This is a genomic window from Photobacterium malacitanum (genome assembly GCF_900185615.1).
In the GTDB taxonomy this organism is placed as follows: Bacteria; Pseudomonadota; Gammaproteobacteria; order Enterobacterales; family Vibrionaceae; genus Photobacterium; species Photobacterium malacitanum.
Genome location: NZ_FYAK01000001.1, coordinates 854,989 through 869,275, shown reverse-complemented (window position 1 = coordinate 869,275; position 14,287 = coordinate 854,989). Strand labels below are relative to the sequence as shown.

Below are 14,287 nucleotides of genomic sequence, written 5' to 3'. Positions count from 1 at the left end.
ATTAAGGGGAATTATATTAGCGCTGAGTTCGTTTTAGCTGGCTAAGCATAAATAATGCTGCTGCTGATACGACTACAGAAGGACCGGCTGGAGTGTCATAGTGCCATGACATCGCTAAGCCGAGCACCACTGAAATCGATCCAATGATAGAGGCAATAACGGCCATTGATTCTGGACTATTAGCAAAACGGCGTGCGGTTGCTGCTGGAATAATTAACAATGACGTAATAATTAATGCGCCAACAAATTTCATTGCAACTGCAATCACCATACCGACCATCAGCATTAATAATAATCGCATTAAATCGACGTTTACACCTTCGACTTGTGCCATTTCTTCACTGATTGTCATTGATAGCAGCGGTCGCCATAGAGAAATAAGTAGCGCCAACACGATAGCACCACCACCGTAAATCCACATTAAATCATTGGTGGTTACTGCCAGTAAATCGCCGAACAAATAAGACATTAAATCGATACGAACATTATCTAAAAAACTAACTGCCACTAAACCAAGAGATAATGCGCTATGAGCTAAGATGCCAAGCAGAGTATCGGTCGCAACATAGCGTTGCTTTTGTAAGGTCACTAAAATAACCGCGAGCACTAAACAACAAATAACTAACGCTAGATTTAAATTAATATTAAATAAAAAGCCTAAGGCAATACCCAGTAATGATGCATGTGAAAGGGTATCACCAAAATAAGCCATTTTACGCCATACCACAAAAGACCCTAAAGGACCGGCTAATAGGGCGATCCCAATACCAGCAATTAACGCTGGAAGTAGAAATTCAATCATTATTTTTTATTATCCTGATGATTATTACAGCATGTTGATGGTGTTACTGAATCATCATGTTGGTGGTTGTGTTGATGTTGATATAACGCGAGTTGGTCACTGGCTTGACGACCAAATAATGCAATATATTTAGGGTGGTTAGTCACACTAAATGGGCTACCAGAACAACAAATATGATGTTGTAAGCAGATCACTTTATCCGTTTTAGCCATTACAAGGTGAAGATCGTGCGAAACCATTAAAATAGCACAGTTAAGTAAGTCGCGTAGTTGTTGAATTAGGCGATAAAGTTCTAATTGACCTGTAACATCGACTCCTTGAACAGGTTCATCTAGCACTAATAAATCTGGCTTTTGTAATAATGCTCGTGCCAATAATACCCGTTGCATCTCACCACCAGATAAGCGATGCATGTCGCTATCGATTAAGTGAGCGCCATTGACCATGGTTAGTGCTTCACGTCGCTGATCAATAGAATAGCGTCCCGCTAATCGCATAAATCGATCAACAGAAAGTGGCAAAGTATCATTTAGATGAAGCTTTTGTGGTACATAACCAATGCGCATTCCCTTTTGACGCACAACGTTACCTAAGGTTGGTTTTTGCAAACCTGTTATCACTTTTACAAGTGTTGATTTGCCAGCACCATTAGGACCAATAAGCGTTGTAATTTCACCACGTTCTAATTTGAGCGCAATATTATCGAGAACGTTACGGCCAGAAAAGGCGACGGTTAATGATTGTAATTCTACTAATGTTGTCATAAAGCGTGCTTAAAATAAGAATTTGCAAAATTGTGATGTTATATTATAACATCGCTATGATAGTTGTGTTACTGTTAATACGCGCTGATTATAGCCAATTGAGAAAAATTTCTTTGCTGATAATCAATAATTTTTTTACCGTTTACATTTTATGGAAAAATCATGCACCGTCTAACTTCTTTATGTTGCGCTACTGCTGTTGTTCTTTCAGGTTCAGCGTTTGCTGATGATACTTTTAACGTGGTTACAACGGTTAAACCACTGAATTTGATTGTTAGTGAATTAACTCAAGGCGCTGCAACCAGTGAATTTGTTATTCCAGCAGGATCATCACCCCATGATTATGCTTTACGTCCTTCAGATGTAAAAAAATTAAAGCAGGCCGACTTGGTTGTATGGATCGGCCCAGAACTAGAATCCTTTTTAACAAAAACCATGGATTCAAAACCTGAAAATATTGCGTTAAGTAAACAGCAAGGAATTAATTTCCGCTATTATGCAGAAGAAGATGAATCACATGCTGAGCATGAGCATGAGCATGAGCATGAGCATGAGCATGAGCATGAGCATGAGCATGAGCATGACAGTCATGGCACAGAAACTGAACATCAAGGTCATCATCACGAACATAATGGTATCGATCCTCACTTATGGTTGGGACCAGATCAAGCAGTACAAGCAGCAAATGTCATAACTAAGGCATTGATCAAGTATGACCCGTTGCATAAAAATACATATACAGCTAATCTTTCTACATTCACTACAGAAGTTCAACAAGCGGTTATTAAGCTGAATAAACAATTACAGCCTTTAAATAATAAAGGTTATTACGTTTTCCATGATGGCTATGGCTATTTTGAACAACAGTTTAAGCTGGATAATCTTGGCCATTTTACGGTTGAACCGGATCGTCGTCCGGGTGCAAAAACACTGTTATCTATTCGTCAGGCGTTAACGAATAATGAGGCACAATGTGTCTTTAGTGAACCACAGTTTTCACCTGCTGTTGTGAAATCTGTGACCAAAGGAACGAATGTTAAAATAGGGACTCTTGACCCAATGGCAACTGATATCGTTGAGGGCAAGGGAGGATATGTCCGTTTTCTTAATGAACTTGGACAACGATTTAGTAAGTGTCTTAATTAATCATGAAATATTATATCGCTGCGGTGACATCATTGAAGATGTTACCGCTGCAACATAAAATAGCGTTATTCTCAACCACAGTTTTAATGATGGCTGCTATTGCATGGCAGCCATCGAAACATACAATACATATTCCCTCCTTTAAAAAACCTGCGCCGATTGCAGTGCCGATTAATATCACGCCTTCAGAGGTTTCAGAGCCTGATAGTGAACCTATGGGTGTGTCTTTAGATCAAAATGATCCTGAATTTCAAGCACCAAAAGATGAAATTGAACGGCAATTAGTACAGGCCCATGCTGAAACTGAATCTAAGCATCGTGTCACATCTGGTGAAACTCTCGGGGTGATATTTTCTCAATATGGCTTACCAATTTCAGATATGTACCGTTTAATTGATGCTAATAAATCAGTACAACAGTTACGGGTTGGTCAAACATTAGAATGGGAAGTTGATGCCGATGGTAAGTTGACATCACTGAGTATTATTCGCAGTAAAAAAGTAACTGATACTTATACGCTTGGTAAAAAAGGCTACAGCTATAAAGAAGTGATACAGAAAGGCGTTATTAAACCAGTCGTACTTACAGGGCAAGTATCAGGTAGTTTCTATAATTCAGCACGTGATGCTGGATTAACACCAACGCAAATCGGTAATGTGGTTAAAGCATTGCAATGGAAGATGAACCTTGGCCGTGATGCTCAAAAAGGGGATTCGTTTGGGATGGTGTTAGATCGTGAATTTATTGATGGTAAAGCGGTTGGCAAAGGTAAAATGAATGCCTTTTACTATAAAAGCCAACGTCGAGGACATTCTATCTTTATCGCTCGTGGCGCAGATGACCAATTTTATGATCAAGATGGACGCAGTTTAAACCGCGGCTTTAAACGTATACCAACACTGAAGTCATATCGAATCAGTTCGTCATTTAATCCAAATCGTTTGCATCCAATTACCAAACGTCGTTCGCCACACAATGGTACTGATTTTGCGGTACCTGTTGGTACGACTATTCTGGCTGCTGGTGATGGAGTGGTGGTTAAGTCTCGTTATCATCCACTAGCGGGTAATTATATTGTGATCAAACATGGTCGCGAATACATGACGCGTTATTTACATCTGAGCAAACGCCAAGTCAAAGTAGGCGATAGAGTCAAAATGGGGCAACGTATTGCAAAAAGTGGTAATACGGGACGTTCAACAGGCCCTCATTTACATTTTGAGCTAATAAAGAACGGGCGACCGGTTAATGCAATGAAAGTACCCTTGCCACAAGCTGAGCCGTTAAGAGGCAGCACTCGAACGCAATTTATGCGTAATGTTAAAGCATACAAAAAACAATTAACCGCGCAGATGTCGAGTTAAACTAAACATAACTATTTGTTCTTAAAGCGTACTGAAAAGTACGCTTTTTTTTGTGTTTAAAAAAGAGCGACAAAAAAAGAAACAATGTCATTTTATTGGTTGTTTATATTAAATATTGATAATCAATAATTGAAAACTATTGTTTTAAATCAGTCATAGAATAATTGATTTAAGACAAGACTAATTTCGTATCAAAGTGTAAACTTCGCCATATCGTAATGAAAATAATTCTTATTAAGGTAGACGTTTAGTTATGAAACTGTCAGATATGTCGTGTGGTCACAGCGGTACAGTGATTAATATGTCTGCGTTGCCAGCTGTAACGCGAAAAAAATTAATGGTGATGGGTCTTTTACCACACACAGAAATTACAGTTGTTCGTTTAGCTCCTCTGGGCGATCCGCTTCAGGTTCGAGTTCGTGGTGTTGATATTGCACTGCGCAAAAAAATTGCTGAAGACATTGAAGTTGAGGTTAAGTAATGCAATATGACATCCTTACCGTGGGTAATCCAAATAGCGGCAAAACAACGTTATTTAATGGATTAACGGGAGCAAAACAGCAGGTCGGTAACTGGGCTGGTGTGACGGTTGAAAAGAAGACGGGTCGGTATCAGCATAATGGCGATGATTTTTCTCTGACAGATCTACCTGGTATTTATAACCTTGATAGTGCGAATGATGCTAACAGCCTTGATGAAGCTATCGCGTCACGCGCAATTTTAACAACGCCTGCTGACGTTATTATCAACGTTGTTGATGCATCATCACTTGAACGCAGTTTATATATGACGTTACAACTGCGTGAATTAGGTCGACCGATGGTGGTTGTACTTAATAAGATGGATGTATTGAAACGCCAGCAACAAGTGCTAGATCTTAAAGCATTAGAAAAAGCCTTGGGTTGTCCAGTTGTTGCATTGTCTGCCAATAATATGGAACGCATTGGCGAGTTTAAATCAAAGCTACATAAAATGCTGATTCAAGGCATTGTTGTTTCGGATTTTTCACTAGATTATGGTCATGATTTTGAAGCGGCTGTTGAACAGTTAAAGCCATTATTTATTCAAAATGAAAAGTTAAATGCGCGTGCACAATCGATTCGTGTGTTAGAAAATGACACTTTAGTGATCCACACGTTATCAGAAGAACATAAACAACAAGCATGTGCTATTCGTAGCCAAATGCTTGAATCAGTTGATGCTGATATTCAAGTAGCTGATGTACGTTATACGTTTTTACATCAATTATGTCAGAAAGTACGTCGTCAGGAAGGCCGTCTAAGCCATAGCCTAACTGATAAGATTGACCGCATATTATTACACCGTGCTATTGGTATCCCATTTTTCTTCTTAGTAATGTACGTAATGTTTATGTTTGCCATAAACATTGGTAGTGCATTTATCGACTTTTTTGATATTAGTTTCGGTGCAGTATTGGTTGATGGCGGTCATTATCTACTAGATAACCATTTACCGGTTTGGTTAGTGACAATTATTGCTAATGGTATTGGTGGTGGTATTCAAACCGTTGCGACCTTTATTCCTGTGATTGCCTGTTTATATCTGTTCCTTGCTGTGCTGGAAAGCTCTGGTTATATGGCACGTGCCGCTTTTGTACTTGATAAAGTGATGCAAAAAGTAGGTTTACCGGGTAAAGCATTTGTTCCACTGGTGCTTGGTTTTGGCTGTAATGTGCCCGCCATCATGGCAACACGTACGTTAGAACAAGAGCGTGAGCGTAAACTTGCAGCGGCAATGGCACCGTTTATGTCATGTGGTGCTCGTTTACCGGTGTATGCATTATTTGCAGCCGCTTTCTTTCCTGATAATGGTCAGAATGTTGTTTTCACTCTGTATATTTTAGGTATTGTTGCCGCAGTAATGACAGGCCTTATTCTGCGTAACACGCTTTACCCTGGTGCAAGTGATAGTTTTATCATGGAAATGCCAAATTATGAGTTACCAACAATACGTAACGTGATCATTAAAACATGGCAGAAGTTGAAGCGTTTTGTGTTTGGTGCCGGTAAAACGATTGTCGTTGTGGTAACGATTTTAAGTTTCTTCAACTCTCTTGGTACTGATGGTTCATTTGGTAATGAAGATACGTCAAAATCTGTGTTGTCGCATGCAGCACAAGTAGTGACACCTGTTCTAGAGCCGATTGGTGTTAAGGCTGATAACTGGCCTGCAACAGTGGGTATTATTACTGGTATCTTTGCTAAAGAAGCGGTTGTTGGTACGTTAAATAGTTTGTACGCACCCACTCTTGATGGTGATAACGAAGAATATGATCTTGTTAGTAGCTTAAAAGAAGCTGTTGCTTCTATTGGCGATAACTTAGCAGCGTTAAGCTTCAGTGATCCTTTAGGTATTGAAGTTGGCGATCTTGAAAATAAAACTGCGGTTGCGGAAGAGCAAGGTGTTGATCAATCTGTTTTCGGTAATATTCAGTCACGCTTTGTCAGCGGTGCTGCAGCAATGTCATATTTGATCTTTATTTTACTTTATACGCCATGTGCGGCAGCAATGGGTGCATATGTGCGTGAGTTTGGTAAGAAATTTGCTGGCTTTATTGCTGGTTGGACAATGTTATTAGCTTATACATTTGCATCGTTGTTCTATCAGATTGCAGACTTTGCTTTACATCCAGCCAGTAGCTCGTTCTGGATAGCATTCTTCGTTGTGATTAATGTCGGCATATACTGGTTGATGAAACGCCAAGGTAAAAAGCAGTCGCATCTAGAAGGATTATTGCTTGAATGATTTTACAACAATTAAAACAGTATATTGCAGATCATGGTCGAGTGAGTCGTAACCAGCTTGCTATCCATTTTGGTATGTCAGAAGATGGTGTCGATGCCATGCTGGCGGTGTGGGTCAAAAAAGGCGCTATTGGCAAAGAGTTAGTAGGCTGTGATAGTACCCAATGTTGTCAGACAGCTAAAGATGTGTGGTATCGATGCTTAGCCGCGAATGAGTTATCAGTCACGGTTATGCGTTAAATAGTGTGTTTTCAATAAGCAGCCTACGGGCTGCTTTTTTTAGCGCTATATTTACAGCAATAATCATCAGCGTAACCGTGACAGTTACGCTAATTTAATAGTGTGATTAAACGTTGAGGGGGCTAAAACCTGCGATATTACTCAGTTCTTGACGTAATTCTTCAGCAAGCGCTTGCTGTACTTCTTCACTACGTTGAATACCTTGGGTATTACCCCAAACAGGTCCGGGCCATGCGACATCATTACTAAAACGGGCGATATGATGAATATGAAGCTGAGGTACAAGATTACCCAGTGCACCAATATTAATTTTTTCAGCTTGATAATCTTGCTCTAACAAAGCCGCCACTGCTGATGATTCACGCATAAGTTGTTGCTGATCTTGCTCTGATAAATGATGGATTTCACGCAGCGCATCATAACGAGGAACTAAGATAAGCCATGGACCAAGGGCTTCTTTTACTAGTAATACGCGAGATAAAGGTAAATCACCAAGTACCGTTGTATCTGCCATTAATCGAGGATGAAGAGTGAAACTCATGTAATTATTCCTTAACAGTACATTCTAGCTCACAAGCTTGAGCAATATTTATTATAGTAAGCTTAATTCAGCGCAATTGGTATTATCCTTGAAGGTATGCATAATCATCGCTTAATGGGTGATTATTATCCTATAAAAACGTAGTTAAAGTGTATTAATGGGGGGCTTAAATGGTAACTGAGTATCAATTTATTCTTGATTACTGGTTTGGTGAGCTAAATGGCGAAGTGACCCGTGAAAATAAAAATGCACTATGGTTTTTAGGGGGAGCTGAGGTTGATGTTGAAATCACGTCTAAGTTTCAACATTGGGTAAGTATGGCGGGCAATGGGGAGCTTAATCATTGGAGTGATACTGCGCAGGGACGTCTGGCGTTAATTATTCTATTGGATCAATTTCCACGTAATATTTATCGCGGACTTAATGCTGCCTTTAGGTATGATTTGCTAGCACTTGCTATTTGTAAGCGTGGTTTAGCCCTTAATCAAGACACCGAACTTGCAGCCATTGAACGGGTATTCTTTTATTTGCCCTTAGAGCACTCAGAAGATTTAGAAGATCAAGAAGAAAGTGTATTTCGATTTGATTTATTACGTAAAAATGTCCAACTTGAGAACATTGCGGTGTTTGATAGTTTTTATGACTTTGCGAATAGCCATTTTGAAGTGATTAAAGAATTTGGACGTTTTCCTCATCGAAATGCAGTCAAAGGACGGCTATCAACCAAGAAAGAGTTAACTTGGCTACATGATGGTGGTTTACGTTTTGGTCAATAATCAGTGATGTTAGTGCCATTAAAAAAGCCTTCACGAATGAAGGCTTTTTATTATTCAGCTATCTATTACTATAAACAGCTATCACACTATCCGCTAATTACATACGCTCTAGTGTTTCGATACCAAGTAGATCCAAGCCTTTCTTAATTGTGTTAGCTGTTAGTAGTGCTAACTTTAAGCGGCTTTGCTTAACGGTTTCTTCAGCGTTAAGAATTGGACATGCTTCGTAGAAGCTAGAGAACAGACCTGCAAGTTCAAACAGGTAAGTACACATTAGGTGTGGTTGACCTTCACGTGCTACAGACTGAACTGCTTCTTCAAATTGAAGTAACTTAGACAATAATGCTTGCTCTTTCTCGTCATTGATAACGATAGGGCATGTTAGATCTTTTAGTTCAACATTTGCACGCTTGAAGATAGATGCTACACGAGTGTAAGCATACTGCATGTATGGTGCAGTGTTACCTTCAAATGCAAGCATGTTATCCCAGTCGAAGATGTAGTCTGTGGTACGGTGCTTAGAAAGATCAGAGTACTTAACTGCAGCCATTGCAACAGTTGTCGCAATTTTTGCTTTTTCTTCAGCACTTAGTTCTGGGTTCTTTTCTTCGATTAGCTTGTTTGCACGCTCTTCTGCTTCATCTAGAAGATCAGCAAGACGTACTGTACCGCCAGCACGGGTCTTAAATGGACGACCATCTTTACCAAGCATCATACCAAATGCGTGGTGCTCTAGCGATACTTCCTCTGGAACATAACCTGCTTTACGAACGATAGACCAAGCCATCATTAGGTGTTGGTGCTGACGTGAGTCAATAAAGTAAAGTACACGATCGGCATGAAGTTGCTCGTAACGGTATTTAGCACAAGCAATATCAGTAGTAGTGTATAGGTAGCCACCGTCACGTTTTTGGATGATAACACCCATTGGCTCGCCATCTTTATTCTTGTATTCGTCAAGGAAAACAACCGTTGCGCCATCGCTCTCTACTGCTAGACCTTTTTGTTTTAGATCTGCAACAACAGGAGCAAGCATGTCGTTATACATTGACTCACCCATTACGTTATCATCAGTTAATGATACGCTTAGACGATCGTAGTTGCGTTGGTTTTGCTTAAGTGTGATTGCGACAAGTTGACGCCATTTCTCAAGGCAGTACTCATCGCCACTTTGTAGACGTACAACGTAGTTACGTGCAGTTACACCGAACTCTTCATCTTCATCATAAAGTACTTTTGATTCACGGTAGAAGCCTTCAAGATCGCTGATGTTCATTGAAACATCGCTACCTTCTTTTTCTTTACGTTCCATGTTAGCGATAAGCATACCAAATTGGGTACCCCAGTCGCCAAGGTGGTTAGCACGAATAACATTGTGACCTAAAAACTCTAGGGTACGTACAACGGCATCACCAATGATTGTTGAACGTAAGTGACCAACGTGCATTTCTTTTGCTACGTTAGGTGCTGAATAGTCAACAACAATCGTTTGTGCTTCATCAGTAGCAACTGCTAGACGTTCGCTTGCTAGTGCTTCTTCACCGCGAGCAGCTAGCCATGCTTTATCAAGGAAGATATTGATAAAACCAGGTCCTGCAATTTCAACTTTCTCTGCAATACCGTCTAGTTGTAGACAATCGATAACTTTTTGAGCGAATTCACGTGGGTTCATACCCAATTTTTTAGCAACGCCCATAACACCGTTTGCTTGGTAATCACCAAATTGTGCTTTTGCTGACTGACGAACTGCTGCTGGACTACCGGCAGGTGCGCCTGCAGCTTCTAATGCTTGTGATACTTTATCATTAATAAGTGCTTGAATATTCACTCGCTGTTCCTTAATCGTTTGTAACGCCAATCATATGTATGTGGCAAAAACGTCTGCGTATGGCAAGATATGCCGCCAAAAATACTCACGGAGCTAAAGTGTTTTTTGGTTAACTCAAAAGCGGCCAAAGCTACGTGAGTATTTTTTGATGGTAGTGTTAATTTAGTTTAAACACCAATATCTTGAATAAGCAGCGTGCGTTACCCTAATAATACCCACATAGTTAGGTACTTTGGCAACTGGAAAAAGAGATTGTAAGCATTTTTTTTTAAAGTTTTTCAAATAGACTAAAATAAAGCCCAAATTCAGCACTGATAAGGGCTACCTCGTGCTAGTTTAGTTATTGGTAATGCGAAAAGTCTGAGTAATTATGCGCTTGTTTGTTAAATGTTACGTGGTTGGAGAGATAAAATGCAAAAATTGAAACAATTAGGCTTGCATCCGGAGCAAATGTTAGCTGATTTACCTGTGTTTATGAATCGCATTATTGATTTAGCTAATGAGATTGGAATTTCGCTTTCAACATGTACAGCAGATCATATCGCATTAAGAGTTAACTCGCAGGATATTGCTCTAGAACTGCATCAAGCGTGGCTAGCTTATGGTACTGAATGGTCAAAGACGATCATTAATGGGCGTCCGATTGTGGTGATTGGTTTCGATAAGCCACTTCAAGTCGAAGATTGGACTATTGAAGCGTTAGAACTACCTTATCCAAGTGACAAAACTTACCCCCAGCAAGGGTGGGAGCATGTGGAGTTTGTTATTCCGGGTAACGCGATGTCGGTAGAACAATTACAACAGAGTATCAATACCATTTACCCAAGTTTAGATTGGCAGCAGTTAGCGAGTAAAGGCATTAAGGTTAAAGCCAGTTCTCCTGCAGGTGAGCATGAACGTTTACCAAATCCGACTTATGCTTTTAAAAAAGATAATATCTGCATTAAATTACATTCACATTCTTTAGCTGCAGTGATTGCAAGTGAGCAGCAGTAATCTCGTTGTTGCCAAATTAAACAATGCCGCAGTCCTTAAAACGGTGGCATTGTTTACTTGCTTGTGTATTTAAAGAATCACAGTGCGATTGCCGTGTACAAAGACGCGATCATCAACCACTAAACCCAATGCTTTACTGAGTACTGATTTTTCAACATCACGTCCAGATTTTGCCATTTCTTCAGCACTAAATGTGTGATCAACAGGAATCACATTTTGAGTAATGATAGGCCCTTCATCGAGATCATTGGTGACAAAGTGGGCGGTAGCACCAATAATTTTCACGCCACGTTCAAAGGCTTGTTGATAAGGTTTCGCGCCAATAAATGCAGGAAGAAAGCTGTGATGAATATTAATGATCTTGTGTGGGAATTGGGCCACAAAATTTGGCGTAAGAATACGCATATATTTTGCGAGCACGACATAATTAGGTGAGTATTGCTGTATGGCTGTCAGTAATTGAGTTTCATGTTGCTCACGTGTGAGCCCCTCATGACAGACATGGTGAAATGGAACATTAAATTTTTCAGTTAAATCTTGTAGCTTATCGTAGTTACCAACCACTGCCGCAATCTCAATATCTAACGAACCATCAAAGGTTTTTACCAAAATGTCCCCTAAGCAATGGGCTTCTTTAGTCACCATAATGACAATTTTTTTACGCTCAGAGTTAACTAAGCGGCGTTTGCTTCCGGCTGGTAAAGCACGATCGAGATCGGCCAATAAGGTCTCATCATTGAAATAGCCTTCAAGATCAGTACGCATAAAAAATTGGTTTTTAGCGTTATCAACGTATTCTTTATTATTAATAATGTTGAGCTGATGTTTATGACAGATATTGGTAATTTTGGCGATAAGGCCCATATTATCAGGGCATTCCGTTAATAATGTTTTCTTTTCCATATGTGTTCCTGATGACGGCAACGCAGTGTAGCGCTTAAAAATCATAATTTATCACTATTACGCGTATTCTATGTTGGGGTCAAATAGTTTATTGAATGCGCTGTTACATTAGTGCGAAATAGCATTTTAGATAACTGGTGGTGAGCTAATAAAATAGGCATAATAGAGCCATTGATACTGTATAAATAACCAATAGTGCGAAGTGAATGATAGCTAAGTTTTTTGCCGCTGGTGGTGCGTTAGATAAGGCCATTCCCGGATTTCAAGCTCGACAATCTCAAATTGATATGGCCAAAGCTGTCGCTGATACTATCAAGCAGCAATCACAGTTAGTGGTTGAAGCAGGTACCGGTACAGGGAAAACATTTGCCTATCTGGTACCGGCATTAGTCAGCGGTAAGAAAACCATTATTAGTACTGGTTCAAAAAACCTTCAAGAACAATTGTTTCATCGTGATTTACCTTTAATGGCGAGTGCTTTGGGGTTTACTGGGCGAGTGGCGTTATTAAAAGGCCGTTCAAACTATTTATGTATTGATCGCCTTAGTCGTCAAATAACCGAAAGCCATGGTGAGCATTCGGATCCGGTGATGCTAAGTTTGTTAATTAAGACCCGTCAGTGGTCATCAGCATCTAAAACCGGTGATCTCGGTGAGTGTGACGATATCGCTGAAGATAGCCCTGTGATCCCGATGATCACCTCAAGCAATGACAATTGTCTGGGCCGCGAATGCCCGTCTTTTGATGATTGTTTTGTGGTTAAAGCGCGTCGTAAAGCGATGGAAGCGGATGTGGTCGTGGTTAATCACCACTTATTTCTGGCTGACTTAGCAATGAAAGACAATGGCTTTGGTGAATTAATCCCTGAAGCTGAGGTATTTATTTTTGATGAAGCCCATCAAATGCCTGATATTGCTAGCCAATATTTTGGCCAAAATTTATCTAGTCGCCAATTAATAGAGTTGGCAAAAGATATTGAGATTGGTTATCGCACTGAAGCTAAAGACATGCGCCAACTGCAAAAAGCTGCTGCAAGGTTACAGCAAGCAGCGTTTGAAATGCGGATTATTTTAGGTGATCCAGGGTTTCGTGGTAACTGGCGAGAAGCATCACAAACACCGGCTGTGCAACGTGAATTAGTGCGTCTCAATGATGCGCTTGATTTAATTTATGACGTGCTTAAATTAGCTTTAGGCCGTAGTCAGTTATTAGATACTGCCTTTGAGCGGGCAACGTTGTTGAAAGCACGTTTAAAACGGGTGGTTGATACCAGTATTATTGGTTATTCGTATTGGTATGAATGTACACCGCGTCAATTTAGTTTGAATATTACTCCGCTTTCGGTGGCGGATAAATTCAGTGAACGCATGGCTGAGCAAAAAGGGGCCTGGATTTTTACCTCGGCAACGCTGGCCGTTGATGATGATTTTAGCCATTTTAGCCACCGTTTAGGGCTGCAACCAAAGCAACAGTTTTCGTTAGAAAGTCCATTTGATTATGCGACTCAAGCTCTATTGTGTGTACCGCGGCATTTGCCCGAGCCAAATAGTTATGGTTTAGCTGATAAACTGGTTGAAATGCTAGCACCAATAATTGCAGCCAATGAGGGGCGGTGTTTCTTCCTTTGCACTTCACATCAGATGGTACGCGATCTTGCTGAAGGCTTTCGAGCTCGACTTGATCTGCCAGTATTAGCACAAGGCGAAACCAGTAAACAAAAGTTGCTAGCAGAGTATCTTGAGCGTGGTAACGCGTTATTAGTCGCAACAGGGGCTTTTTGGGAAGGGATTGATGTTAGAGGCCAAGCCCTTAGCTGTGTTATCATAGATAAATTACCGTTTACGGCGCCAGATGATCCATTATTAAAAGCACGAATTGAAGATTGTCGCTTGCGAGGAGGCGATCCTTTTGCAGAGGTACAAGTACCAGATGCAGTGATCACCTTAAAACAAGGTGTGGGTCGATTGATTCGTGATACTAAAGATAAAGGGGTATTAGTAATTTGCGATAATCGTATAGTTACTCGAGCTTATGGCGCAGTATTTTTAAGAAGTTTACCGCCAATTCCGCGCACGCGTAGTGTTGCTGGGGTTAGCGAATTTTTGTCGAGCTTAACCGATACTCAAGTATCTGTAAGTGACGATATCTAACATTCAGAGGCT

General features: G+C 40.3%; 13 protein-coding genes. 8 read left to right on the top strand and 5 right to left on the bottom strand.

The genetic code is table 11. The features are described 5' to 3' along the window. Nucleotides 1–16 precede the first annotated feature (16 nt). Entirely contained in the window at nt 17–802 is a 786-nt protein-coding gene (gene znuB / locus PMAL9190_RS03865) for a zinc ABC transporter permease subunit ZnuB (protein ID WP_087843995.1), read from the bottom strand. Further along, nucleotides 802–1,566 (bottom strand): zinc ABC transporter ATP-binding protein ZnuC, encoded by a 765-nt coding sequence (znuC, locus tag PMAL9190_RS03860; protein WP_065166360.1) that lies wholly within the window; start codon nt 1,564–1,566, stop codon nt 802–804. Before znuC ends, znuB begins: the two co-directional genes overlap by 1 nt. A 162-nt stretch (nt 1,567–1,728) precedes the next feature. On the opposite strand from znuC, the gene znuA reads away from it, so the two are divergent. From znuA to PMAL9190_RS03835, 5 genes are all read left to right on the top strand, one after another. After that, entirely contained in the window at nt 1,729–2,712 is a 984-nt protein-coding gene (znuA, locus tag PMAL9190_RS03855; protein WP_087843994.1) for a zinc ABC transporter substrate-binding protein ZnuA, read from the top strand. A 2-nt stretch (nt 2,713–2,714) separates the two neighbouring features. Beyond that, nucleotides 2,715–4,076, top strand: coding sequence for a murein DD-endopeptidase MepM (gene mepM / locus PMAL9190_RS03850; RefSeq protein WP_065166358.1), 1,362 nt, complete (start codon nt 2,715–2,717; stop codon nt 4,074–4,076). A 253-nt stretch (nt 4,077–4,329) separates the two neighbouring features. Beyond that, complete coding sequence (locus tag PMAL9190_RS03845) at nt 4,330–4,557, top strand: FeoA family protein (RefSeq protein WP_036795487.1); 228 nt, start codon at nt 4,330–4,332, stop codon at nt 4,555–4,557. Continuing rightward, complete coding sequence (gene feoB, locus PMAL9190_RS03840; RefSeq protein ID WP_087843993.1) at nt 4,557–6,842, top strand: Fe(2+) transporter permease subunit FeoB; 2,286 nt, start codon at nt 4,557–4,559, stop codon at nt 6,840–6,842. Before PMAL9190_RS03845 ends, feoB begins: the two co-directional genes overlap by 1 nt. Continuing rightward, nucleotides 6,839–7,081, top strand: coding sequence for a FeoC-like transcriptional regulator (locus tag PMAL9190_RS03835; protein ID WP_065166357.1), 243 nt, complete (start codon nt 6,839–6,841; stop codon nt 7,079–7,081). The genes feoB and PMAL9190_RS03835 overlap by 4 nt, the downstream gene beginning before the upstream one ends. Before the next feature lie 106 nt (nt 7,082–7,187). Here the strand turns inward: PMAL9190_RS03835 and PMAL9190_RS03830 are convergent, their stop codons facing one another. Further along, on the bottom strand, nt 7,188–7,622 hold the full coding sequence (locus PMAL9190_RS03830; RefSeq protein ID WP_087843992.1) for an HIT domain-containing protein: 435 nt from the start codon (nt 7,620–7,622) through the stop codon (nt 7,188–7,190). 170 nt (nt 7,623–7,792) lie between these two features. Between PMAL9190_RS03830 and PMAL9190_RS03825 the strand changes: the two genes are divergently transcribed. Then, nucleotides 7,793–8,398: a DUF924 family protein gene (locus tag PMAL9190_RS03825; protein WP_087843991.1), complete on the top strand. Its 606-nt coding sequence runs from the start codon at nt 7,793–7,795 to the stop codon at nt 8,396–8,398. A gap of 97 nt (nt 8,399–8,495) precedes the next feature. Here PMAL9190_RS03825 and argS read toward each other — a convergent pair whose 3' ends face one another. After that, nucleotides 8,496–10,226, bottom strand: coding sequence for an arginine--tRNA ligase (gene argS / locus PMAL9190_RS03820; protein WP_087843990.1), 1,731 nt, complete (start codon nt 10,224–10,226; stop codon nt 8,496–8,498). A 411-nt stretch (nt 10,227–10,637) separates the two neighbouring features. Here argS and PMAL9190_RS03815 point away from each other — a divergent pair, with 411 nt between their 5' ends. Then, nucleotides 10,638–11,222, top strand: coding sequence for a VOC family protein (locus PMAL9190_RS03815; RefSeq protein ID WP_087843989.1), 585 nt, complete (start codon nt 10,638–10,640; stop codon nt 11,220–11,222). Nucleotides 11,223–11,291: 69 nt separating this feature from the next. Here the strand turns inward: PMAL9190_RS03815 and purU are convergent, their stop codons facing one another. Beyond that, entirely contained in the window at nt 11,292–12,125 is an 834-nt protein-coding gene (purU, locus tag PMAL9190_RS03810; RefSeq protein WP_087843988.1) for a formyltetrahydrofolate deformylase, read from the bottom strand. Between the two features lie 206 nt (nt 12,126–12,331). On the opposite strand from purU, the gene yoaA reads away from it, so the two are divergent. Continuing rightward, entirely contained in the window at nt 12,332–14,275 is a 1,944-nt protein-coding gene (yoaA, locus tag PMAL9190_RS03805) for a DNA repair helicase YoaA (protein ID WP_087843987.1), read from the top strand. The last annotated feature ends 12 nt before the right edge of the window (nt 14,276–14,287 follow it).